Genomic DNA, 23,417 nt, shown 5'->3' on the forward strand with positions numbered 1-23,417 from the left:
AGTGAACACGGATGGAGCAACTATTAGTATTGACTTATGGAGACAAAATATATAAGTGCACATTACATCCAAATGAGCAATCAATAGTGTCGATTGGAAAAGAGTGGACAAATGATATTACGAATCCAAGTTTAGAACAAGAGGTAGAGTTAAAGTGGAATAATGAAGCAAATGCTTGGATGGTACAGGATCAATTAATAGAATTCAATAAGGAAATTGAGATTGGGAAAACAAGAGATGTGAGCTTGAAAATCTTTATATCTATTGTTGGCACAACTAAAGTGTTTGATATTGGAACGAAACATTCTCTTACAGTGAGTCAAAACGATTACGATGATATTTCTATTACCGGGACTAGTGTCGATTTAATGCTATCTCGCGAAACGTTGTACGATTCTTTTAAAGTGAACGTGTATGGCGGGGATGTATTTCATAATTATACGAAGTTAAAAGATAGCGTTATGTTGGAATCAGGAGACGTATTATATTTTGATGGTATTTTATTGGAGATTGGTAGTGAAGACATTCAAGTACTTTCTTCAGAAAATAAAGTGAAATCTGCGTTACCTATTTTAGTAGAATCAGAAACAAATTATCAAAGTGGTTATCCAGACTATCATCGTTCACCACGTATTATTTACCGTGAACCAGAAGAGAAAATGACAATTGCAAAGCCTTCAAGTATGCCATCAAAACCAACGGAGCATTTAGCAAGAATCATTGCACCTTCACTTGTCATGATTGTCGTAACTGTATTACTTGCTATTTTCATGAAATATGGAATGTTTATTATCGCATCGATTGCGATGACATTAGTAACAATCATTGTTTCTGTCACATCGTATATTAAAAATTTGAAGCAATATAAAGTCGACATTGTTGAACGAGATAAAAGCTATAGAGAGTATATAAAACAAAAAACGAAAGATTTACATGCAGAAAGTGAAAAACAGCGTCACGCATTACATTATCACAATCCAAATGTAGAAGTAATACGTAATATGGCAGTTCAAGTAAATCCTAGAATTTATGAAAAAACAATGTTACATCATGATTTCTTAACATTTAGCGCTGGAACAGGACAAGCTAATACGAGTTTTGAAATTCAATTTAATGAAGAAGAGTTTAGTCAAACGAAAGATGAATTAATCGATATAGCACGTGAACTAAGACAGCGTTATCTATCATTGGAAGATGTACCAGTTGTAACAGATTTAATGAATGGACCAGTCGGTTATATTGGCCAACGCTCTTTAGTGTTAGAGCAATTACAATTATTAGTTGCACAAACGGCTTTATTCCATAGTTATTATGACTTGCAGTTTATTACTATTTTTCCGGAAGAAGAAAAAGAAAAATGGGATTGGATGCGCTGGTTACCTCATGGAAGTGTTCGCGATATAAATGTACGTGGATTTGTATACCATGATCGTAGCCGTGATCAAGTGTTAAATAGTTTGTATCAAATATTGAAAGAACGAAAATTAAAACTAGATGAAAAAAGTTCTACTAATGAAAAAATGTACTTTGCACCGCACTATGTCGTTCTCATTACAGATGAAAAACTAATATTAGACCATGTTGTTATGGAATTCTTTAATGATGATCCGAGTCAATTAGGTGTATCACTTGTATTTGTACAAGATGTTATGCAAAGTTTACCGGAGCATGTGAAAACGGTAATAGATATAAGAGATGCAAAACAAGGGAACATCATCTTAGAGCAAGGAGAGCTTGTTAACCGTCAATTTAAACTAAATCACGTACCGAAAGGGTTTAATTTAGAAGATATTTCACGGGCATTAGCACCATTAAATCATTTGCAAAACTTAAAAAATAGTATTCCAGAAAGCGTAACATTTTTAGAAATGTACGGCGTTGAAAAAGTAAAAGAACTGAATATCACAAGTCGCTGGGAGAAAAATGCAGCGCATAAATCTTTAGCCGTACCACTTGGATTACGTGGTAAAGAAGATATCGTAAACTTAAACTTACACGAAAAAGCACACGGACCACACGGATTAATAGCAGGTACAACAGGTTCAGGTAAATCGGAAATTATACAATCGTATATTTTATCTCTAGCAGTCAATTTTCACCCGTACGAAGTAGCCTTTTTACTAATTGACTATAAAGGCGGCGGAATGGCGAATTTATTCAAAAACTTACCGCATTTATTAGGAACAATTACGAACTTAGATGGAGCACAAAGTATGAGAGCGCTCGCATCAATTAAAGCTGAATTACAAAAAAGACAACGATTATTTGGCGAAAATGATGTAAACCATATTAATCAGTATCAAAAACTGTATAAAGAAGGCTTAGTAAGTGAACCGATGCCACATCTATTTTTAATTAGTGATGAATTCGCGGAACTGAAGTCAGAACAACCAGAATTTATGAAAGAGTTAGTTTCAACAGCGCGTATCGGTCGTTCACTCGGAATTCATTTAATATTAGCTACGCAAAAACCAAGTGGTGTTGTAGATGATCAAATTTGGAGTAACTCGAAATTCAAACTAGCACTAAAAGTTCAAAATACGTCAGATAGTAATGAAATCTTAAAAACGCCAGATGCCGCTGAAATTACATTACCAGGACGTGCTTACTTACAAGTTGGGAATAATGAAATTTATGAACTATTCCAATCAGCTTGGAGCGGAGCAGACTATGTAGAAAACAAAGAGGATAAAGAACATTTAGACGCAACAATCTATGCAATAAATGATCTAGGACAATATGAAATATTAAGTGAAGATTTAAGTGGCCTTGGTAGCAGTAAAGAAGTAATAAGCGTACCATCTGAACTGGATGCTGTTATTGACTACATTCACGATTACGCAGAAATAAATGAAATTGAAGCATTAGCAAGACCGTGGTTACCACCACTTCCAGAAAGCGTATATTTACAAGACTTACATGCTATTCAGTTCAAAGAAGCATGGACGAAAGAAAAGAAACCATTACAAGCAACAATTGGCCTACTAGATCAGCCTGAATTACAATCACAAACACCATTAACACTAGATATTAGTAAAGACGGACACGTAGCGGTCTTCTCAAGTCCAGGCTACGGAAAATCAACATTCTTACAATCAGTCATTATGGATGTAGCTCGTCAGCATAGTCCGGAGCATTTGCATGTGTATTTATTAGACTTCGGAACAAATGGCTTAATGCCATTAAAATCTTTACCGCATGTGGCAGACATCATTACATTAGACCAAGTTGAAAAATGCGAGAAATTTCTTCGTCGCATAGAAGACCTATTAAAAGATAGAAAGCAATTGCTAAGTAAATATGGTGTTGCGAGTCTTGAAATGTATGAGAGAGCTAGTAAAGAAGTATTACCAACAATATTAATTACGTTAGATAACTATGATGCTGTTAGAGAAGCTGGATTTGTCGAAGACTTTGAACGCATTATTGCACAAATTGTACGTGAAGGGGCAGCAGTAGGAATTCATTTAATGCTTACGGCTACACGTCAAAATGCATTGAGAGTACAAGTAAATACAAATATTAAACTACAAATTGCTCTATATATGATAGATGAGGCAGAATCTAGAGCTATTGTAGGAAGAACAGACTTAAAAATTGAAGAATTAGCAGGCCGTGGTTTAGTTAAAATTGACGAACCAACAATCTTCCAAACAGCTTTACCGACAAATGGAGAAGATGTCCTTACTCGAATTGAAAATATACAAGCTGAAGGAAAAGAGATGGATTCCTTCTGGGATGGAAAAAGACCGAAAGCAATTCCTATGGTACCTGAAGTTCTGGAATACAAGGAATTCATTGCATGGCCAGAAACAAGAAAAATTATTGAAGCAGGCAAACTAACATTTGGTGTAGAGACAGAAAACGTTACGCCTCTCGAATTAGATTTAACGGAAGCGTCTAATATTGTTGTAGGGGGAATTAAGAAAGATGAAGTTGAAAATGTAGTTCATCAATTCCTTCAACAGTTAGCAGACAGTGGACACTTTGACCTAGGTTTAATTGATACAAGAACACGAAATTTCTCAAACTATAGAGAGAGCGCTGCTTTATATGTAGCTGAAAAAACAGGAATTGAGAAAACGATTAAACAAGTTACAAACGCTTATAAATCGAGAGAAGCGGCGTTTAAAGAGGAGCAGGAAGCATCAAGTGAAACAGTGAACCCGGCAGAATTTATTAAGAAATTTAAGCCGATTGTAATCGTAATTGCAGATGTAAATGATATTTTAAGTAATTTAGAAGATAGCGATATATATAGTTTAGCGGAATTAATAACAAATGGTGCATTTATGGGCATCCACTTCGTAATTGGCTGTGATGTTGATTCAATTGACAGTCGATACGACTTAGTTTCAAAAACAATAAAAACGCAATCTCATGTTATTTTACTTAGAAAATCATCAGGCCAAATGGTCTTCGATGTATCTAATAAAGATTTAAGTAGTACAAAATTAAATCCATTTGAAGGGTATTTTGTTGAAAATCGTTTTGCCACTAGAATTAAAGTGCCAACTATTTAAGGGGGGATTTGCATGGGGATAGAGGAATTAAATAGTCAAAAATCTGGCTTATTAAGTAGTATAAGTCATCAACAAGGGCAATTGGCTGAACTACAAATGAAACTAAGAAGGCTAATAACTGCTAAAGGGAAATTTGTAAATAATCTTGAAGCAATTAAACAAAATCAAGAGCAGTTTAAGTCCTTAGAAATAAACGAGAGTAGTTGGAAAGGGCAAAGAGCAACTACTTTTAAAGAAACATATGAACAACAAGTCATTTCGAATTTAGGGAAGTTTATCGGAGAACTAGGGAGAGTGCAAGAAGACATCGATCAAGCTATACGGCGGCTTGAAAGAGAAATCGCTACATGTGAGTCTAGTATTCTTTCTCTAAGTAGAAGTGTTTCAATGGTTGACGCTAGTATTCAAGTAGAAGTACAGAAGGCGGGGAAATGATAAATGGGGGAAATTAAATTAAATAAAGGGGTATTTGATGCGAAAGTAAGTGATTTGAAAAGTGGTGCTAGTGATTTAGGTAAGACTAAATTTAATGGTATGCAGTTACATCGTACGAATTTAAGTAAACTGAAAAAATATTGTGAAGCGATTGAAAAACTTTCTCAGAAAGTTCAGCGATATGAGAAATTGTTAGAAAATGATATAAGTAGAGTGCAAGAAATTGGAGCAAAAATGGTAGAGAAAGATGCAAAACTTGGGCAAGAACTAAAAGTTGGTATACAGCAGCACTAGAAAACATTCTACGTAAAAATGAAATAAGGGGAGAGAAACGTGGATAAAAATATTGAATTACAAGAAGTAAACGAATTACAAAAAAGATTTCAAACAAGTGCTGACGAACTAAATCAATATTTTGAAACCTTATTAGGGAAAATAGATGATTTGAACCAACTTAATTCTTTTCAAGGGAAAGCAGCAGATGAAATAAAGAGGTATTTTTCTAGAGTACATGGTACTACGATTGCTGGATTTCAAATTGCAGCGGAAGAGTTGAAAAATGAATTTCAAAAAGCAATAGAGAGTTTTAATAGTACAGTTGATAGTGATAGTGACACAAAGATTTATGGGAACTATTTAGATAATGTAAAGAAAAAAATTAATGGGTACAGCAATGAATTTGATCGTTCTAATGAAGAAGCAAAACAAACTATATCGACTATAGCAGACATTGTCCCAACTCAGTATCCATCATCTTCAGGAATATCTGAAGGAATCCAAAAAAGTCAAAAGGAAATTAGTGATACGCTAGAAAAATTAGAAACGTATAATAGTCAGCAAAATGAACTTCAACATTTTAATGAAATGTTAAGTTCATTAGACAAGGGGATGAAAGAAATACAGGCAGCCAATGGAGATTTTTCTAGTAAGATAGTCGAAAAAATTATGGCTGGTGGATGGAATGGAAACTTAATAAATGGTATTTCTGAGAGCATGACGACGTTTGATATTCGACAAAAGGGTGGTAAATTTTTGGTGGCCGCTTTTGCTCGTATGTATTATGCCAAAAAGAACTATGATTTAAGTGTTTTATTTGATTCTAATGGTCGAAAAGGAAAAGGAAAGTTTACACTATCAACACGTCAAAAAGAAGATTTAGTGGAAGTGTATAGATTACTTAAGATGGATAGTAGTGATGATAGTATATTTCGTTATTTAAAAAATGGACTTAAATTGGATGGTGTAGAAAATGCGAGAATCACGAATGAACAAGTAAGAAAAGCAAGAAAAGGGATCTATAAATTACCGGAATTTCAAGATTTTCAAAAGTTCCAACAGGATTGGAGTAACAAAGGGTTACCTACTGCAATTAAAGAAAGAGGATGGAGTTCGTTTAAAACGGAGTATGTAAAAGGGTTAAAAGATTTACATCCTGGGCAATGGAAAGAAGCATTTAAAGAACTTGGAAATACTGGTAAGCTTTTGAAAGGAGCGGCCATATTTGGAGCGGTTGTGTCAGTTGGAAATAACATTGCTGAAGCTCAAAAAGATGGATGGCAATTACATGATGTAGCAGATATAGCAACAGATTCAGCAGTAGATGTTGGAGCAACTGCTGGGGCGGCTGCAGCTGGTGCTGTAGCGGGATCGTTTTTCCTTCCGCCTATTGGAACTGTTGTAGGAGCTGGCGTTGGGGTAGTTATTACGGTAGGATTAAATACGAAAACGAGTATATTTGGGGGAGACAGTGCAATTGATGCTACTAAAAAAGGAGTAAAAAAAATAACAACAAAACTTAGGGATCTATTTTGGTAATTCGGCTACAAGAAAGGTGCAGATAGAGTATGTGGAACATAAAAGAAGAAGAGTTAGAGGAATTTAGAAAAACATGCGGAAGGCGTTTAAGTCCTGAAGGTGCGACGGGATTTATGCTAGGAACAATAATTATCGATTCATTAATGATGCTATTTATTATAGGAGCATTGGTGAAGTTTGGTTGGGGTTTTTATACTACTATGTTTGAAAAAACACTGGTTAGTATTGAACTTGTGTTGTATGGCTTGCAGATAATTTTTCTAATACTATATTCCTTTCCAAAAGCACGTTATAAATTTCAGAAGTTACAAACGCTCGTTGTATTATTATATGCATTTCAATTAGGAACAATTACATTTACAATGTTAGTTCTTCCTGGAATGACTGACTATTCAATTGATCGAATGACTTTAATTTGTGTAGGGTTATTATTTATAGGAGCAGTGATATTTCATATTGTGACAACAATTGATACGTTTAAGCAAGCAAGTGAAGGTGCGTTTAGCATGGATGAGAGGTCTCGTTCATTTTTTAGTGAAACAAAAGGAAGAATGATAAAAGGTAGCATGATATATATATCAGTTCTTCTTATAATCATTTATTTTCATAATGATTATAACTTTAATACATTAATTTTATATGTAGTAGGGACAATTTTAATGTATGCAGTGGCCATAGGTGCAGCTGAATTCCAACTTTTAGTGTACTGTAGATTCAAATTTAAATCATTTAATATGACATGGGAAGAGAATGAGAGAGAACGACAGAAATTTAGAAAATATAATAAAAAAAACAAGTCGAAAAGTAGATAATAAAAGAAATGAATTTTTGCTATAGCATAAGTTGTTAATTTATGTGTATGAAATGAGAAATTGCACGTTTCTATTCGAGTTAGAAAGAAATAAAGATTAAGGGGAGTAGATGTTGTGAAAGTTCAATATAAAGCATTATCATTATTAAATTTAATTAGTATTACTCAAGTCGTTAAAAAAGAAGATTGGTTACTACCTGCTATTGCGCTGAGAAATCAAGTTATCCGTAATGGAATTTATGCAGTAGGACCGGTTCTCTTTAAATATAAACCACTTGAAAATGAACCAGCATATGGTGAATATACATATTGTGTGCCAGTAAATGAACGTGTGGAATTAGGGGAAGATTCTGCATATGAATACATTGATGGTTTAATAATTGAAGATGCTTTAAGTGTGCGTTTTACGGATGAAGATGGTGATATTGAAGATGTGTATAAGTTAATACATGAGGTGGCAAATCAAAACCATATTAAATTAGATAGTAGTTTTTATCATGTATGCTTAGATGTATACGGCGATACTTGGTTAGATATTTACGCTCCTATTATAGAAGTAGGTGAAACCGTAAAATGATTATAGAAGGTCAAAGTATTGCATATACAAATGTTGTTTCAAAAGAATACTATATTCATTATACCTATATGAAAGATTCGATTGAGGATTTTATGCTAGAAATAGAAAAAGCGAACTTAACAGCAAAAGGTCCACTATTTTATGCATTGAAAAATGTTCCTTCAGATGAAAATATGTATATTGAATTATTTATGCCGATATATGAGGATAAAGTTCCACCATTAGAAACAATGAAATTTAGAAGCTATTACTATGTAGATGACATGCTTGTGAAACGATTGACAGGAGATTATGAAACATTAACCGAGTATGCATATGCTGAGATGCTTCAGTATATGGAAGATAATGAACTTGATATGATTTCACCTATTTATCATATTTTTAGCGGTGATGAAGAGCTACGGTATGTTGAAATAAAAATTGCAGTGGATACACAATAATAATTTAGTGTACTTTTAGTTCTGGAAATATGAAAAGTAAAAATCAGATTTTAGTTTCGTTTTATAGAAGAATAATATAAAGGTATTCTTGAATTAAGAGTTTTAATTGTTGTTTTTAGTAGGAAGGGAGTCTACATATGTGGCTATTTTCAAAAGAAAAAACTGTGTATTTTCAACAAGATTGTGAGGATAAAACTGGGGAATTAATTAAGCAGCAAATATTGGAGAAAGTATCAGTAGATGATTGCATAATAGCTGCTGAAATGATTGATGTATTGTTTATATACCCTGAACTTGCAGAAGAACTTGCAAGGGTTTTGTATATGAGTAATAAAGAATTATTCCGAACGGTTGCTATGTTTGTTGGCACATTTGAAATTTTTGTACAAGTCTCAAACACAACGAAAGTTATTATCCAATGTATTCCGGTAGATGAAGAAATGGAAGAAGAAGTGTTTTCGGATATGAAAGTGATCGGTTTTAAATATAAGAAAAAGTCCACTGATGAAGAGATAGAAGAAATAGCAGAGTGGATGCTGGAATATAAAAAGATGTGTAAAAAAATAGCAGAGCACTATGAAATAGCTTAAAAAGAATCATTATTATAATGTAACAATATCTGAGATTAATAGAACCTTCTCTTTTCATCAAAATGAGAAGGTTTTTATTTTTAATCTACATGATTTAAGGGAATGTAGTTAAGGGTGGGACAATTGGATGTGGAACATAAAAGAAGAAGATTTAGATGAATTTAAAATAACATGTAGAAATCGCTTAAGCCCAGAAGATTCTATGGTGTTTATGTTTGGAGGAATAGTTTATAGTTCATTATTCATGCTTTTTATTTTGGTAGCATTAATTAAGATTGGCTGGGGTTACTATCCAACTCTCTTTGACAAAATAATTGTTAGTATTGAATTAGTGTTATATGGTTTGCAAGTAATCTTTTTCATTCTATATCTAATTCCAAAAGCTCGTTTCAAATATCAAAAGTTGCAAGCATTTGTGATATTATTATTATTTGCATTTCAGCTAGGAACTATAGGATTCACATTATTTATACTTCCAGCAATTTCAAATTATTCAATTGATCAAATTACATTATTGTATGTGGGTTTATTATTCCTAGGAGCAGTTTTTGTTCATCTGGTGACAACGATTGATACCTTTAAACAAGCAGAGAGTGGAGCATTTAGTATGGATGAAAGAGCAACTTCATTTTTTAGTAAAATAAAAAACAATACAATGATTGGTATTACGATATATGTACTAACCCTTCTTATTTTAATTTATTTTCATAATAATTATGAAACAGGGGTTTTAGTGGGGTATATGGCAGGAACCCTTGTAATGTACACAGTAGCCATAGGTGCAGCAGAGTTCCAATTATTAGCCTATTGTAGATTTAAATTTCCATCATTTTATATTTCGTGGGAGGAACACGAAACGGAGCGTCAGGAATTCTTAAAGCGTTATAAAGAGAGAGAAGAAAAGAAAGAAAAAGAAATAAAATAAGTTTTGCATCGAAATGAGGAAAGATGAATGCTTAAAATAAAGGAAGAAGATTTAGGTTTTTTCAAAATTGCAAATAAAAATGGATTAAGTCCGGATTATATAAGAATCTTTTATGTAGGAGTTTTTGCATATACTTCTATACCAATGCTCATCATGTTTTTAGGTGTTTTGCTGAACGGTGATAAGATTTCTTTAACACCTTTTGAAACATTTTTGGTACGATCTGAGGTAAAGTTATACATTTTGGAGTTGATTTTTTTAATAATTTTCATGTCTTCAAAGGTTGCTTTTAAATTACAGAAACTACAAACAATCGTAACTGTATTTTATGCTTTTCAGTTAGCGACATTACCTTTCATAGTTATGGTTGTTGAAGGAATATATGATTTTCCATGTGACAATAAAACATTGGTTTATATCGGTTTAATACTATTAGGAGCAATCTGTACCCACATTGTAGCAACGATCGATGTTTTTAGAAAAGCAAAGCATGGAGGATATAAATTAGAAGGACCGGCTGTCTCATTTTTTACTAACACGAAATTATATTTATTGATCGGAATAACGATCGGTGTAATAGTTCTACTTGTATTAATTTTTTTAAACCTTAATTATACATTTGATGAAATGGCAATTTATGTGACACAAACAATAATATTATATATATTCGCTGTAGTATCAGCAGAATTCGTCCTATTGGTGTATTGTCGCTTTAAATTTCCATCATTTAATATTACGTGGGAACAACATGAAAAGGAACGCCAAGAATTTATAGCAAATAGAAAAAGAATAAGAGAGAAAGAACAAAAGCGAAACAAAAACTGAAATGAAAGTTATAAATGATACTCGTAAACTTATATTGAAGATAGAATGAATACATTATTCATAAATTAACTAGTAAAGGGAGGAATGTAAGATCTTGAATAAAGATTCTAAAGCCGTAAAAAAAGAAAAAGGTTTTTTTGAAGGTGTAATAGCACCTATTATTGTTGGGATTATATTTATCTTTTTAATTCTATATAAAGTAGCATAGTTTCTGGGGAAGTGGATTGTTATCTTTGGAATAATATTTTTTATTGGTAGTATATTTCTTTGCATATATCTAGAAGAATATGGAGGAGTGTTGGGCGGTGGGACAGGGTTAATATCGATGTTATTGTTATATTTTATGTTTATTAGAAAAAGTAAAAAAGGCTAGTTTAATATGAAATACCAAAACATTTATTTACTCCTAGTTTGTTTAAAAATATAGAGTTATTACATGATTTTAGAAAAGGTGGTGTAATTATATGTGGAATATAAAAGAAAAAGATTTAGATGAATTTAAAATAACATGTAGAAATCGCTTAAGCCCAGAAGACTCTGTGGGGTTTATGTTTGGAGGAATAGTTTATAGTTCATTATTCATGCTTTTTATTTTGGTAGCATTAATTAAGATTGGCTGGGGTTACTATCCGACTCTCTTTGACAAAATAATTGTTAGTATTGAATTAGTGTTATATGGTTTGCAAGTAATCTTTTTCATTCTATATCTAATTCCAAAAGCTCGTTTCAAATATCAAAAGTTGCAAGCATTTGTGATATTATTATTTGCATTTCAGCTAGGAACTATAGGATTCACATTATTTATACTTCCAGCAATTTCGAATTATTCAATTGATCAAATTACATTATTGTATGTGGGTTTATTGTTTCTAGGAGCAGTTTTTGTTCATCTGGTGACAACGATTGATACCTTTAAACAAGCAGAGAGTGGAGCATTTAGTATGGATGAAAGAGCAACTTCATTTTTTAGTAAAACAAAAGGCAATGCAATGATTGGTGTTACGATATATGTACTAGTCCTTCTTATTTTAATTTATTTTCATAATAATTATGAAACAGGGGTTTTAGTGGGGTATATGGCAGGAACTCTTGTAATGTACGCAGTAGCCATAGGTGCAGCAGAGTTCCAATTATTAGCCTATTGTAGATTTAAATTTCCATCATTTTATATTTCGTGGGAGGAGCATGAAAGGGAACGTCAGGAAAGACTAAAGCTTTATGAAGAGCAGGAAAAAAAGCAAGCCAAAGAAATAAAATAAGTTTTGATTTCTGAAAATTCGAATAGAATATATAAGCAATTAAGGATTGTATATAAATCAATGCTATTAAAAATTAAAGCATCTTCAATATAATCTGTACGAGTAAGTAAATATCAGTAAGTAAAGGTGAGATGTATTACTTTCCAAAAAGGAACATAATGAACTTAAAAATGCCTAGAGAAATCAACGGGGTGTCAGTATGAAGTTAAAGAAGAAAGCCAAGATGATGATAGTTCTGTCAATAATAGCAAGTTTATTAAGTGGATGTGGTTTTGGAGAGACGAATATAGAGTATGAGAGATTAGTAAAGGCATTGGATGAAGAGGACATGAGTACGGTAATGTCTGCGAGTGATGATGGATATGCTTATGTGACTCAAAGAGGTATTTATAGTACGTTTGAGCAAAAAGAAGATGGAGAGCACAGTAAGACAATTCGTCAAACTACGGAAGGTGTATATAATACAAAAGATAAAAGTTTATATGGAGAGGCGATACAAACAGTTGCGACTGATATAGAAAAAGACAAGGGGAAAAGGACAAATGAAAATTATAAAAAAGAAACTATTTATAGTACTCATGTTAAGTATGAAAATGGACAGGTGAAAAGTTCGGATTCAAATCTAGATGTTTCATACGTAAACTTAATTGTAGATCGTTTAAATGGGATAGGGAAACTAAAGATGAAGCCCGAGAATGATATAAAAAAGTTTGATCAGCCTAATTCAGTCGGATATCGACTAACTGAATCTGAATTTAAAGATATTATTAATAATAAATTAAAGATACAATACGATGAATTTGATGGAGCAACAATCGTATTGCACCTGGATGCCCCAAATAATCCAAAACAAATTTTGCAAATGAGGATAGATATAGATTTTAAAGAAAAGAATGAGGATGGAAAATTAATAGAAAATATGTTCCAAATAATAACGTATTTTAATAGAAAACAGGATAATAACCAAGATGCGAGACAGGAATATTTAAAATACAAGGCGCAGTACAACAAAAGAGATAGTTAAGAGTGGCAATGAAAATAAAAAGGTATAAAATCAGTGACTAAGAAAATTGAATCTTTATTTTGGTAATATACTATAGTTCGGGGAAAGGTGGAGTTAACAAATGTGGAACATAAAAGAAGAAGATTTAGATGAATTTAAAATAACATGTAGAAATCGTTTAAGTCCAGAACGCTCCATGGTGTTTATACTTGGCGCAACTGTTTATAGTTCATTATTCATGCTTTTTATTTTTGGAGCATTAGTTAAATTTGGCTGGGGTTATTATCCAAATCTCTTTGACAAAATAATTGTTTGTATTGAATTGGTTTTATATACCTTGCAAGTAATCTTTTTAATTCTATATCTATTTCCAAAAGTTCGTTTTAAATGTCAAAAGTTGCAAGCGCTTGTGATATTATTATGTACATTTCAGCTGGGAACTATATGATTCACATTGTTTATACTTCCAGCAATTTCAAATTATTCGATTAATCAAATTACATTATTGTATGTGGGTTTATTGTTTCTAGGAGCAGTTTTTGTTCATCTGGTGACCACAATTGATACCTTTAAACAAGCAGAGAGTGGAGCATTTAGTATGGATGAAAGGGCAGCTTCATTTTTTAGTAAAACAAAAAACAACTTACTGATTGGCGTTACGGTATATGCACTAATCCTTCTTATTTTAATTTATTTTCATAATGATTATGAAACAGAGATATTAGTAGGGTATATAGCAGGAACTCTTGTAATGTACGCGGTAGCCATAGGTGCAGCAGAGTTCCAATTATTAGTCTATTGTAGATTTAAGTTTCCGTCATTTTATATTTCGTGGGAGGAGCACGAAAAGGAACGTCAGAAAAGACTAAAGCTTTATGAAGAGCAGGAAAAAAAGCAAGCCAAAGAAATAAAATAAGTTTTGGTTTCTGAAAATTCGAATAGAATATATAAACAATTAAGGCTTGTATAAAAATCGATGCTATTAAAAATTAAAGTATCTTCAATATAATCTGTATGAGTTAATAAATACCGGTAAGTAAAGGTGAACTATATTACTATCAAAATGGGAATGTAATGAACCTAAAAATGCCTAGAGAAATCAGCGGGGTGTCAGTATGAAGTTAAAGAAGAAAGCTAGGATGATGATAGTTCTGTTAATAGTATCAAGTTTATTAAGTGGATGTGGTTTTGGGGAGACGAAGATAGAGTATGAGCCATTTGTCAAAGCTTTGGATGAAGGTGACATGAAAAAGGTTATGTCTGCGAGTGATGATGGGTATGCTTTTGTGGCACAAAGAGGCATATATAGTACATATGAACAAAAAGAAGATGGAGAGCATAGAAAAACAATCTACCAAACTTCGACAGGCGTATATAATATAAAAGATAAAAGTTTATATGGGAATACAACACAAGAAATTACCTCAGAAGTAGATAATAAAAATTATAAAGAAGAAGTTAATTATAGTACAAATATTATGTATAAAAATGAAAAGGTGCAAAGTCCGGATTCAAATCTAGATGTTTCATATGTGAACTTAATTGTAGATCGTTTAAAAGGGATAGGGAAACTAAAGATGAAGCCCGGGGATGATATAAAAAAGTTTGATCAGCCTAGTACTGTTGGATATAAACTAAATGAATTAGAGTTTCAGAGTATCGTTAATGATAAGTTGAAAATACAATATGATGAGTATGATGGTGGATCGATTGTACTGCATATTGATTCTAAAAATGGTTCAAAGCAGATATTGGAAGTAAGTATTGTAATAAATTATAAGAAAAGAAATGATGAAGGCAAGTTAGTGAAATACATATCACAAATACATACATCTTTTGATAGTCACCAAGGCAATAACCAAGATGCGAAACAGGAATATATTGATTTTAAAGCACAGTATAATAAGAAGCAGTAATATTAAGAAGGGCATTTGCACGTAAAGATAATAGCGACATAGGTGTGATAAATATTTCATAAATATAGTGGAAAGAATTTGAGGATAAACGCCCCAATTGCTGGAGTAGATGCAACAATTGGGGCGTTTATCTATCTAAAATTAGCTTGAATACATGACATGTTTTAGTTAGGGGCATGGCTTTACAAGTAGTTTCTTCATAATAACGGTGTGGGGTTTTTGTGTAATCAGCTTTTATTGCTAAGTTACAACTATTTTCGTTTATAGAGTATCTCTTATTATCGATACATCGTCCACATTCCAATGTCTTTAAATCCTAGTCGTTTATAAATTCGTCCAGCAGCTGGATTGTTATAAAATAAACAAAGTGTTCGGCCTTCTTTCGTAAAGTCTTGGATCATTTTTTGTAATATGAGTGAAGCGTAACCATTTCCGCGATAATTCGGGTGTGTACATACACCAACTACCATAGCAGATAATGAATTTTCAGCGGAAGTAGAGGCGGATGCGATGATCACGCCATCTTTTTCAATATAGTATGTGCGTCCTGTATTTGTTTCGATAGCCTGCCTTAATATTTTCTCTGATTCATTGGTAGTCGGAAATTCAGCAATGTCACTTCGTAATTTCATAATTCGTTCTATATCATCGAGTGAGGCAAGTTTAATTGTTTCATGAATTGGTGTGCTAGGTAAGTTGTTGTCATTTAGACATTCGCAAAAATACATTTCATTTTTAGTACCTAGTTGTATATTTGAAGCAGTTTCAAATTGTTCTACGATAGTTGACTTACCAGAGAGTTTAAGCGGCTTATATGTGGAAAGAAGTGCCTCATAATCAGTGGTAATAAATTCTTCTTTACTATAGGGTATAAATGAATCGTGGAATCGGAGTAGAATTGATTTTAATGTTCCATTCTCTTTAAATACTCCCCATAATTCTTGAAAATCTGTGTCATAACCGAAAGCTTCAATATCTCCAATAATAAACAAGTTAAGGGCTGCTTCTTCTTTTAGATAAGCGAATACTTGTTCATGATCTTTCTTTGTTAATTTTCGCATCATAACGAATCGACCTCTTTTTTTATTTTTCTAAATATTACAACTTAAGTTTTTTGAAATCAATATAAAATTTTATGTTTAGTTCACAAACTTTCGGAAAAACTAGGAAAGATATGACAAAGGAGGTTATGAACGGTGGATCATCCAATTCAAGGGTTAATGAAAGCAGCAATGGAAAATTTAAAAGAAATGGTCGATGTAAATACGATTGTTGGAGAGCCTGTTCAAACGGCTGACGGTGGTGTAGTGTTAACGGTTTCTAAAGTAGCGTTCGGTTTTGGAGCAGGAGGTTCTGATTTCCAAACGAATGATGGACAAAGAGCGAACGGTAACCCTGCATTTGGTGGCGGTAGCGCGGGTGGTGTTTCGATTACACCAGTAGCATTTCTTGTGGTGAATAAAGATGGAGTAAATATTCTACATCTACAAAATGCGACACATTTAGCAGAAAAAATGATTGAATTAGCTCCACAAACAATTGATAAAATTCAATCGATGTTCCAAAAAGAAGAAAAGAAAGAGGGAAATCATCATCCTCAAAACCCTGATGAAATCCTTTAAAAACGCCTGCTTATGAGCAGGCGTTTTTTCTTGTAATCACTATGTAATAAAACACATGAAATTGTAAATAGTTTTTGAAGTTTTTTCTATGTTTCTAAAATTTTTCATGTTAAAATATGCTATAGAATTGAAACATATAAAACGAAGGTGGCTAGGTGCTTTGTCTGGAGGATCTGACCAAGTAAAGAATATGATATATATTAATGGTAATCGTCGAGGTCATTGTTTTATTACATCAGGAATTACGTTTAAAGAGTTTGCGAGTAACATCCCTTCACCGCTTCATCAAGTGTTGCTTTTGAAGCACAACTTTGAATGGACGGATTTTCATTATCATACTTTATTTGAATATGTTGAGGAAGAAAATATACATAAGTTAATTCAAGCAGAGATTGATGAATTTGATGAATTTTGTTGGGTAGATTTTGATGATGCAAGCGATTTAGATGAATTAGAGCCGAAAGAAATTGCAGAATTATTATATTTGGCTCACAAAAAAGAACCACTTGCAAGAACATTCTTTCCGCTGTTGAAAAATAGATTTGTTTATTTTTCACATGATGACGGATGGTACAACAAAGTGTATTATCGTAGAATTGCTGATTTTGTAGGAATGTTAAGTAAAGTCATTCCGTATAAACTCGGTGCTTTCGGTAAGAAACGTTTTTCTTTCTTCCAAAAATCAAAAATTTTCCCAGCGATTTCAAAAGAATTGATTATGGGACTTATTCCACTAATGGAAGATGGTCTTTACATAGATTTAGCAGGGAAGATTGAGTCAAGAAGAGGTCTTGAAATTCCGGTATATGTAGTTGGTTCGTATGAAAGTACGGATGAGGTGTTAGATAATATCGATGAATTGAAAGAGGAAGCAACAGAAACAGGTTGGCTCATTTTTGATAAGAAAGAACAAGAGTGGCAATGGGTTGTTGACTAAGAAAACTTGGCGTATGAAGTCAAGTTTTCTTGTCATTTGAAAGGAGTACAAATGAAGAAATATTATACAATTGTGGGTATTATAAGTATTATTCTCGTGGCAATATTACTTATAACTTGTCCGAAAGAATCAGATTTTAAAGTGTATGTACAGGATAAGTATGCGTTGAATTGTAATGAGAGTAGTTTTGAATGCACGCAAAATGTAGATGGTAAAAAAGAAAAACTACAATTTGAAAGTACAGATGCACGAAATGGTGTATTCTTTATGACTGTAAAGCAAACATTTAAAACAGAAGCTGGTGTTTCAAAAGAATATAGCGGAGTAGGAATGTTTGGTACATTTCTTTTTGTTTCAGAGAAGACTTTCTAGTAATAGAAGGTCTTTTTTTTATGCTTATGTTCATATAGATGAAGTAAGACAAGCATAGGAGGGGTATTGATGAAGAACACATGTATTGTTTGTGGCGGTGAGGAGTTTTTTTCCTCAACGTTATATGCACGTACGAAACAAGATTGGGCATATGCACCAAACATGTATCGATTTGAAAAAGTATTTATTGAGCATCGAGATGAAGAAAATTATCCAGTGTTTCAAGAAATTACAGCGAAACATTGTTGTGGATGCGGCCATATTATGTTGTATCATGAATGAACACACCAAGTATGACTTGGTGTGTTTTTTTAAAACGCTGACAAAGCAAGCGGATAAAGTAAAGTAAATAAAACAGAAAAACTACCAAAACCAATGGCTGTATATCCAAGTGTTCTTGCTCCGAAATTGACAGCTAATAGGCCAACTAAAATTGCTAGGGAGCCGAGCGTAACTGGATAAAAAGCAATGGAGAATAACGAAAGAAATAAAGCGACATAGCCTACCATTGCACCGGTATTTGTACCTTCTATCTCATTTGCAATTTCTTTACGCTTATGTCTAATTGGAATGCCAGCTGGTGATATTTCAGCTGCATACTCTTCGTTTTTTTCACCACTTTTAAAATGATGATTTCTTTTTCTTCGCATGTACATCCCTCTCTTTCAATTGGGTGTACCTATAGTATCTTTCATAAAGAGAAGAACATGAGTATGAGTTAAACCCAAGTAAAGCAAAAAATGGAGAATACGTATTCCATCGTTAACATATCCATCTCCTATTGAAGATAAAGTGAGGGATTTTTTCCATCACGACTGATTATCAGCCAGCAACAATTGGATTTTTATGAGCAGTTCTCTCCCATTAACTGGTCCGCATCCATTGAATTTTGAGGTAGGTGTCTTACTGCAAGCGGGATAAAACAGGAATTTTGGAAAATGATGTAGAATGAAATGAGTGATAAAGCGTGAAGGTAGGGGAATGTATGACGAAATTTAATTGGCATGAATCAGCAGAAAAGAAATGGGATAGTAGCGCAGAGTTTTGGAATCAAAATAGTCAAGAGATGTGGGACAGTGGTAGCAGAAGTACAATTATTCCGTTTTTTGAACAATACGTAAAGAAAGAAGCACAAGTGCTCGATGTTGGTTGTGGTGATGGGTACGGTACATATAAATTAAGTAGCGCAGGCTATAAAGCAGTGGGAGTAGATTTATCGGAAGTGATGATTCAAAAAGGTAAGGAGCGCGGAGAAGGACCGAATTTATCTTTTATAAAAGGCGATCTTTCTGCATTACCATTTGAAAATGAGCAATTTGAATCAATTATGGCAATTAATTCTTTAGAATGGACGGAAGAGCCATTACGAGCGTTAAATGAAATAAAGCGTGTGTTAAAGAAAGATGGATATGCATGTATTGCAATTTTAGGACCGACAGCAAAGCCACGAGAGAACAGTTATCCTCGCTTGTATGGAAAAGACGTTGTTTGTAATACGATGATGCCTTGGGAATTTGAACAGTTAGCGAAAGAACAAGGTTTTAAAGTTATAGATGGCATCGGCGTATATAAGCGCGGAGTAAATGAGAAGATGTTAGGTCAACTACCTACAGAGTTACAACAATCGTTAACATTCTTATGGGTATTTATGTTAAAAAACGTATAAAGAAATGAAAGAATTTTTAGGAGGTAAATAAGTGCAGAAAATACAAAAAACTGATACAATATCATCAGAACCAATTAAAGGGGGACTAGGGTATATGACAACTACTACAACAGTGAAATCCGATATTGAAATCGCACAAGAAGCGAGTATGAAGAAGATTCAAGAAATTGCAGCTGATTTAAATATTTTAGAAGATGAATTAGAGCCATACGGACATTATAAAGGTAAGTTATCTCTTGATATTTTTAAGCGCTTACAAGATGAGGAAGACGGTAAAGTTGTTTTAGTAACAGCGATTAACCCAACTCCAGCTGGAGAAGGTAAATCAACAGTAACAGTTGGTTTAGGTCAAGCTTTTAACAAAATTGGTAAGAAAACAGTAATTGCACTTCGCGAACCATCTCTTGGACCAACGATGGGATTAAAAGGCGGAGCAGCAGGTGGCGGTTTTTCACAAGTCGTACCAATGGAAGACATTAACCTTCACTTTACTGGAGATATCCATGCGATCACAACTGCCAATAACGCATTAGCAGCGTTTATTGATAATCATATCCAACAAGGAAACACACTTGGAATTGATACGCGTAAAATCGTTTGGAAACGCTGTGTTGACTTAAATGATCGTGCCCTTCGTAACGTAGTAATTGGTCTTGGTGGACCTGTACAAGGTGTACCACGTGAAGACGGTTTTGACATTACAGTAGCATCTGAAATTATGGCCGTGTTCTGCCTTGCAACAGATATTCAAGACTTAAAAGCGCGTCTATCTCGCATCGTAGTTGCTTATAACTTTGCAAATCAACCTGTAACGGTTAAAGATTTAGGTGTAGAAGGTGCGTTAACACTATTATTAAAAGACGCATTAAAGCCGAACTTAGTACAAACGTTAGAAAATACACCAGCTATCATTCATGGCGGACCATTTGCGAATATCGCTCACGGTTGTAACAGTGTTATCGCTACAACAATGGCAGCAAAATTAGGTGATTATGTTATTACAGAGGCTGGATTCGGTGCTGATTTAGGCGCTGAGAAGTTTTTAGATATTAAAGCTCGTGCAGCTGGCATTAAACCAGAAGCAGTTGTTATTGTTGCGACGATTCGTGCGCTTAAAATGCATGGCGGCGTTGCAAAAGATCAATTAAAAGAAGAAAATGTAGATGCATTAGCAAAAGGTATGGAAAACTTACAGAAGCATGTTGAAACAATTCAAAGCTTTGGAGTGCCTTTCGTAATTGCAATTAATAAATTCATTACAGATACAGATGCAGAAGTTACATACTTACAAGAGTGGTGTAATGAGCGTGGCTATGCAGTATCCTTAACAGAAGTTTGGGAGAAAGGTGGCCAAGGCGGAGTTGACCTTGCTGAAAAAGTACTAAAAGAAATCGAAAAAGGTGAAAACAACTACGCACCACTTTATGAATTAGAATTACCATTAGAAGAAAAAATTCGTACAATTGCTCAAAAAGTATATGGCGCAAAAGATATTGAATTTGCTCCGAAAGCACGTAAGCAATTAGCTCAATATGAAGGAGAAGGTTGGAGTAATCTACCAGTTTGTATGGCGAAAACACAATACTCTCTTTCTGACGATGCAACAAAATTAGGTCGTCCATCTGACTTTATCGTTACAATTCGTGAGTTAAAACCATCTATCGGTGCAGGCTTTATCGTTGCGTTAACAGGTACAATGTTAACAATGCCAGGTCTTCCAAAACAGCCAGCAGCACTTCAAATGGATGTAAATGAAGATGGAAAAGCAGTAGGTTTATTCTAAAAGGTTGTAATTCATCTCGTTTATCTGTAAACTATATATACATCAAGTGGCGCCTTTCCATCGAAAGGCGCCTGTTTTTTGGAGGAAATTATGTTTGATCCAACTGCTTTTGACAATTTAAAAGTAATCGTAGAAGGTGCTGTGTATGATTTTGATCTACATGGAGATATTCTTGTAACAGATCGAAAAGATATGATGGATCTTGCTTCATTAAGTCGTATATATCATATCTCATTTCAATTAACAGAACCGTTTGAACCATTAGTAGAAGCAACATTTTCATTATCTGTGGATGCAAAGAACTTGTCTGGTGAAATACTAGAAGTGCCTCAGTTTACACCAGGTTGTGAAATGAAGCTAGCATTTTCATTCCCGTTAGAACAACCAGAAGTAAAATGCGAAGAAATTGAAACATTAATGCGTTCTATATGGGGAAAAGAAAGAATGATTATGCAGAAAGTTTCATACGAATATAATAAGCAAGCGATTTCATATCATAATAAGGTAGAGGTTCTATTTCAAAAAGCGATTACAGAAGACCATGTTGATGATTTAATAGCTGTTATTTCACACATGATAGAAACGGTGCGAACAATACAGCATTTTCTTCAAAAATAGAGATAAAGGAGAAAAACAAATGATAAAAGATATGCAACCATTTTTACAACAAGCTTGGGAGAAGGCTGGTTTTAAAGAGTTAACTGAAATTCAAAAACAAGCGATTCCAACTATTTTAGAAGGACAAGACGTTATAGCTGAATCTCCAACTGGAACAGGAAAAACATTAGCGTACTTATTACCCCTTTTACATAAAATTAATCCTGAAGTAAAACAGCCACAAGTTGTTGTTTTAGCGCCAACACGTGAACTTGTAATGCAAATTCATGAAGAGGTTCAAAAGTTTACAGCAGGAACTGAAATTTCAGGTGCATCTTTAATTGGTGGTGCAGATATTAAGCGCCAAGTTGAAAAATTAAAGAAACACCCAAGAGTAATTGTCGGTTCACCAGGCCGTATTTTAGAATTAATTCGTATGAAAAAGCTAAAAATGCATGAAGTAAAAACAATTGTATTTGATGAGTTTGATCAAATTGTAAAGCAAAAAATGATGGGCGCAGTGCAAGATGTAATTAAATCAACGATGCGCGATCGTCAATTAGTATTCTTCTCGGCGACAATGACAAAAGCGGCAGAAGATGCGGCACGTGATTTAGCAGTGGAACCACAATTAGTACGTGTAACACGTGCAGAATCAAAAAGCTTAGTTGAGCATACGTATATCATTTGTGAGCGACGCGAAAAAAATGATTACGTAAGAAGAATTATGCATATGGGCGATGTAAAAGCAGTTGCGTTCTTAAACGACCCATTCCGTTTAGATGAAATTACTGAGAAATTGAAATTCCGTAAAATGAAAGCAGCAGCTCTTCATGCAGAAGCAAGTAAACAAGAGCGTGAAGCGACAATGCGTGCTTTCCGCGGAGGGAAATTAGAAATTCTACTTGCCACTGATATTGCAGCACGCGGTATCGATATTGACGATTTAACACACGTAATTCATTTAGAGTTACCAGACACAGTAGACCAATATATTCACCGCTCAGGACGTACTGGACGTATGGGTAAAGAAGGAACTGTCGTGTCTCTTGTAACACCACAAGAAGAGCGTAAATTACTACAATTTGCGAAAAAACTAGGCATCGTATTTACGAAGCAAGAAATGTTCAAGGGATCATTTGTAGAAACGAAACCGAAAGCACCAAAGAAAAAGAAACCAGCATTTACTGGGAAGAAAAAGCCTAGATAAATGATAGGGAAGGCGTAACTATTTGTAGTTACGTCTTTTTTGTTTGTAAACAAGCGATAATGGGAATTGTATTAGTGTTTTTAATGTACCTATCATATATATGCTTCTACT

23 protein-coding genes and 2 pseudogenes are annotated in these 23,417 nt (G+C 33.7%); 23 read left to right on the forward strand and 2 right to left on the reverse strand.

Features of this window, described 5'->3' with window-relative positions; genetic code table 11:
- Nucleotides 1-11 precede the first annotated feature (11 nt).
- The 15 genes and pseudogenes from essC to MR168_RS02910 all read left to right on the forward strand — a co-directional run bounded on the left by essC (nucleotide 12) and on the right by MR168_RS02910 (nucleotide 15,119).
- Nucleotides 12-4,523 (forward strand): type VII secretion protein EssC, encoded by a 4,512-nt coding sequence (gene essC, locus MR168_RS02845; RefSeq protein ID WP_086412799.1) that lies wholly within the window; start codon nucleotides 12-14, stop codon nucleotides 4,521-4,523.
- 12 nt (nucleotides 4,524-4,535) lie between these two features.
- A complete protein-coding gene (locus tag MR168_RS02850; RefSeq protein WP_000510565.1) occupies nucleotides 4,536-4,958 on the forward strand; it encodes a YwqH-like family protein in 423 nt (140 codons plus the stop codon).
- A gap of 3 nt (nucleotides 4,959-4,961) precedes the next feature.
- Nucleotides 4,962-5,252 (forward strand): TIGR04197 family type VII secretion effector, encoded by a 291-nt coding sequence (locus tag MR168_RS02855; protein WP_000503889.1) that lies wholly within the window; start codon nucleotides 4,962-4,964, stop codon nucleotides 5,250-5,252.
- Between the two features lie 39 nt (nucleotides 5,253-5,291).
- Nucleotides 5,292-6,773, forward strand: a complete 1,482-nt coding sequence (locus MR168_RS02860; protein ID WP_048558206.1) for a T7SS effector LXG polymorphic toxin — start codon at nucleotides 5,292-5,294, stop codon at nucleotides 6,771-6,773.
- A gap of 29 nt (nucleotides 6,774-6,802) precedes the next feature.
- Nucleotides 6,803-7,585 carry a hypothetical protein gene (locus tag MR168_RS02865; RefSeq protein WP_048558207.1) on the forward strand — a complete coding sequence of 261 codons (783 nt, stop codon included), beginning with the start codon at nucleotides 6,803-6,805 and terminating at the stop codon, nucleotides 7,583-7,585.
- Between the two features lie 114 nt (nucleotides 7,586-7,699).
- Entirely contained in the window at nucleotides 7,700-8,161 is a 462-nt protein-coding gene (locus MR168_RS02870) for a DUF5085 family protein (RefSeq protein ID WP_000868165.1), read from the forward strand.
- The gene (locus MR168_RS02875) at nucleotides 8,158-8,601 is read left to right on the forward strand and encodes a DUF5085 family protein (RefSeq protein ID WP_048558208.1); all 444 of its coding nucleotides are present in this window, start codon (nucleotides 8,158-8,160) and stop codon (nucleotides 8,599-8,601) included. Before MR168_RS02870 ends, MR168_RS02875 begins: the two co-directional genes overlap by 4 nt.
- A 137-nt stretch (nucleotides 8,602-8,738) precedes the next feature.
- A complete protein-coding gene (locus MR168_RS02880) occupies nucleotides 8,739-9,191 on the forward strand; it encodes a hypothetical protein (protein WP_048558209.1) in 453 nt (150 codons plus the stop codon).
- Between the two features lie 127 nt (nucleotides 9,192-9,318).
- A complete protein-coding gene (locus MR168_RS02885; RefSeq protein WP_103597527.1) occupies nucleotides 9,319-10,116 on the forward strand; it encodes a hypothetical protein in 798 nt (265 codons plus the stop codon).
- A 27-nt stretch (nucleotides 10,117-10,143) separates the two neighbouring features.
- The gene (locus MR168_RS02890) at nucleotides 10,144-10,941 is read left to right on the forward strand and encodes a hypothetical protein (protein ID WP_086412584.1); all 798 of its coding nucleotides are present in this window, start codon (nucleotides 10,144-10,146) and stop codon (nucleotides 10,939-10,941) included.
- Nucleotides 10,942-11,035: 94 nt separating this feature from the next.
- A pseudogene (locus tag MR168_RS33575) lies at nucleotides 11,036-11,314 on the forward strand (hypothetical protein).
- Between the two features lie 91 nt (nucleotides 11,315-11,405).
- Nucleotides 11,406-12,200, forward strand: coding sequence for a hypothetical protein (locus tag MR168_RS02895; RefSeq protein WP_030025441.1), 795 nt, complete (start codon nucleotides 11,406-11,408; stop codon nucleotides 12,198-12,200).
- A gap of 199 nt (nucleotides 12,201-12,399) precedes the next feature.
- A complete protein-coding gene (locus tag MR168_RS02900; protein ID WP_174402543.1) occupies nucleotides 12,400-13,224 on the forward strand; it encodes a DUF3952 domain-containing protein in 825 nt (274 codons plus the stop codon).
- A gap of 100 nt (nucleotides 13,225-13,324) precedes the next feature.
- Nucleotides 13,325-14,119 (forward strand): annotated as a pseudogene (locus MR168_RS02905) (hypothetical protein).
- Nucleotides 14,120-14,318: 199 nt separating this feature from the next.
- Nucleotides 14,319-15,119, forward strand: a complete 801-nt coding sequence (locus tag MR168_RS02910; RefSeq protein ID WP_373366283.1) for a DUF3952 domain-containing protein — start codon at nucleotides 14,319-14,321, stop codon at nucleotides 15,117-15,119.
- Between the two features lie 278 nt (nucleotides 15,120-15,397).
- Here MR168_RS02910 and MR168_RS02915 read toward each other — a convergent pair whose 3' ends face one another.
- Nucleotides 15,398-16,183, reverse strand: a complete 786-nt coding sequence (locus MR168_RS02915; RefSeq protein ID WP_000984760.1) for a GNAT family N-acetyltransferase — start codon at nucleotides 16,181-16,183, stop codon at nucleotides 15,398-15,400.
- Between the two features lie 132 nt (nucleotides 16,184-16,315).
- Between MR168_RS02915 and ytfJ the strand changes: the two genes are divergently transcribed.
- The 4 genes from ytfJ to MR168_RS02935 all read left to right on the forward strand — a co-directional run bounded on the left by ytfJ (nucleotide 16,316) and on the right by MR168_RS02935 (nucleotide 18,332).
- Nucleotides 16,316-16,741: a GerW family sporulation protein gene (gene ytfJ / locus MR168_RS02920; protein WP_000349991.1), complete on the forward strand. Its 426-nt coding sequence runs from the start codon at nucleotides 16,316-16,318 to the stop codon at nucleotides 16,739-16,741.
- A gap of 160 nt (nucleotides 16,742-16,901) precedes the next feature.
- Entirely contained in the window at nucleotides 16,902-17,678 is a 777-nt protein-coding gene (locus tag MR168_RS02925; protein WP_000014087.1) for an oxalate:formate antiporter, read from the forward strand.
- 51 nt (nucleotides 17,679-17,729) lie between these two features.
- Nucleotides 17,730-18,050 (forward strand): hypothetical protein, encoded by a 321-nt coding sequence (locus MR168_RS02930; RefSeq protein WP_000761174.1) that lies wholly within the window; start codon nucleotides 17,730-17,732, stop codon nucleotides 18,048-18,050.
- A gap of 69 nt (nucleotides 18,051-18,119) precedes the next feature.
- Nucleotides 18,120-18,332: a hypothetical protein gene (locus MR168_RS02935; RefSeq protein ID WP_000798747.1), complete on the forward strand. Its 213-nt coding sequence runs from the start codon at nucleotides 18,120-18,122 to the stop codon at nucleotides 18,330-18,332.
- Between the two features lie 29 nt (nucleotides 18,333-18,361).
- Here the strand turns inward: MR168_RS02935 and MR168_RS02940 are convergent, their stop codons facing one another.
- Nucleotides 18,362-18,700, reverse strand: coding sequence for a hypothetical protein (locus tag MR168_RS02940; protein WP_001253201.1), 339 nt, complete (start codon nucleotides 18,698-18,700; stop codon nucleotides 18,362-18,364).
- A 335-nt stretch (nucleotides 18,701-19,035) separates the two neighbouring features.
- Between MR168_RS02940 and MR168_RS02945 the strand changes: the two genes are divergently transcribed.
- The 4 genes from MR168_RS02945 to MR168_RS02960 all read left to right on the forward strand — a co-directional run bounded on the left by MR168_RS02945 (nucleotide 19,036) and on the right by MR168_RS02960 (nucleotide 23,306).
- Nucleotides 19,036-19,716: a class I SAM-dependent methyltransferase gene (locus MR168_RS02945; protein WP_000160049.1), complete on the forward strand. Its 681-nt coding sequence runs from the start codon at nucleotides 19,036-19,038 to the stop codon at nucleotides 19,714-19,716.
- A gap of 94 nt (nucleotides 19,717-19,810) precedes the next feature.
- Nucleotides 19,811-21,499, forward strand: coding sequence for a formate--tetrahydrofolate ligase (locus MR168_RS02950; protein ID WP_013141915.1), 1,689 nt, complete (start codon nucleotides 19,811-19,813; stop codon nucleotides 21,497-21,499).
- 90 nt (nucleotides 21,500-21,589) lie between these two features.
- Nucleotides 21,590-22,117, forward strand: a complete 528-nt coding sequence (locus tag MR168_RS02955) for a hypothetical protein (protein ID WP_000460219.1) — start codon at nucleotides 21,590-21,592, stop codon at nucleotides 22,115-22,117.
- 19 nt (nucleotides 22,118-22,136) lie between these two features.
- On the forward strand, nucleotides 22,137-23,306 hold the full coding sequence (locus tag MR168_RS02960) for a DEAD/DEAH box helicase (protein WP_000588613.1): 1,170 nt from the start codon (nucleotides 22,137-22,139) through the stop codon (nucleotides 23,304-23,306).
- Nucleotides 23,307-23,417 lie beyond the last annotated feature (111 nt).

Source organism: Bacillus cereus group sp. BfR-BA-01356 (assembly GCF_022663635.1).
Classification (GTDB): Bacteria; Bacillota; Bacilli; order Bacillales; family Bacillaceae_G; genus Bacillus_A; species Bacillus_A cereus.

Excerpts from the sequence above, each read along its gene's own strand:
- MR168_RS02865 (WP_048558207.1), top strand. The coding sequence starts at position 6,803 with ATGTGGAACATAAAAGAAGAAGAGTTAGAGGAATTTAGAAAAACATGC.
- MR168_RS02945 (WP_000160049.1), top strand. The coding sequence starts at position 19,036 with ATGACGAAATTTAATTGGCATGAATCAGCAGAAAAGAAATGGGATAGT.
- MR168_RS02895 (WP_030025441.1), top strand. The coding sequence starts at position 11,406 with ATGTGGAATATAAAAGAAAAAGATTTAGATGAATTTAAAATAACATGT.
- MR168_RS02960 (WP_000588613.1), top strand. The coding sequence starts at position 22,137 with ATGATAAAAGATATGCAACCATTTTTACAACAAGCTTGGGAGAAGGCT.
- MR168_RS02880 (WP_048558209.1), top strand. The coding sequence starts at position 8,739 with ATGTGGCTATTTTCAAAAGAAAAAACTGTGTATTTTCAACAAGATTGT.
- MR168_RS02900 (WP_174402543.1), top strand. The coding sequence starts at position 12,400 with ATGAAGTTAAAGAAGAAAGCCAAGATGATGATAGTTCTGTCAATAATA.
- MR168_RS02955 (WP_000460219.1), top strand. The coding sequence starts at position 21,590 with ATGTTTGATCCAACTGCTTTTGACAATTTAAAAGTAATCGTAGAAGGT.
- MR168_RS02875 (WP_048558208.1), top strand. The coding sequence starts at position 8,158 with ATGATTATAGAAGGTCAAAGTATTGCATATACAAATGTTGTTTCAAAA.
- MR168_RS02915 (WP_000984760.1), bottom strand. The coding sequence starts at position 16,183 with ATGATGCGAAAATTAACAAAGAAAGATCATGAACAAGTATTCGCTTAT.
- MR168_RS02885 (WP_103597527.1), top strand. The coding sequence starts at position 9,319 with ATGTGGAACATAAAAGAAGAAGATTTAGATGAATTTAAAATAACATGT.
- MR168_RS02950 (WP_013141915.1), top strand. The coding sequence starts at position 19,811 with ATGACAACTACTACAACAGTGAAATCCGATATTGAAATCGCACAAGAA.
- essC (WP_086412799.1), top strand. The coding sequence starts at position 12 with ATGGAGCAACTATTAGTATTGACTTATGGAGACAAAATATATAAGTGC.
- MR168_RS02935 (WP_000798747.1), top strand. The coding sequence starts at position 18,120 with ATGAAGAACACATGTATTGTTTGTGGCGGTGAGGAGTTTTTTTCCTCA.
- MR168_RS02910 (WP_373366283.1), top strand. The coding sequence starts at position 14,319 with ATGAAGTTAAAGAAGAAAGCTAGGATGATGATAGTTCTGTTAATAGTA.
- MR168_RS02930 (WP_000761174.1), top strand. The coding sequence starts at position 17,730 with ATGAAGAAATATTATACAATTGTGGGTATTATAAGTATTATTCTCGTG.
- MR168_RS02855 (WP_000503889.1), top strand. The coding sequence starts at position 4,962 with ATGGGGGAAATTAAATTAAATAAAGGGGTATTTGATGCGAAAGTAAGT.
- MR168_RS02890 (WP_086412584.1), top strand. The coding sequence starts at position 10,144 with ATGCTTAAAATAAAGGAAGAAGATTTAGGTTTTTTCAAAATTGCAAAT.
- MR168_RS02850 (WP_000510565.1), top strand. The coding sequence starts at position 4,536 with ATGGGGATAGAGGAATTAAATAGTCAAAAATCTGGCTTATTAAGTAGT.
- MR168_RS02940 (WP_001253201.1), bottom strand. The coding sequence starts at position 18,700 with ATGCGAAGAAAAAGAAATCATCATTTTAAAAGTGGTGAAAAAAACGAA.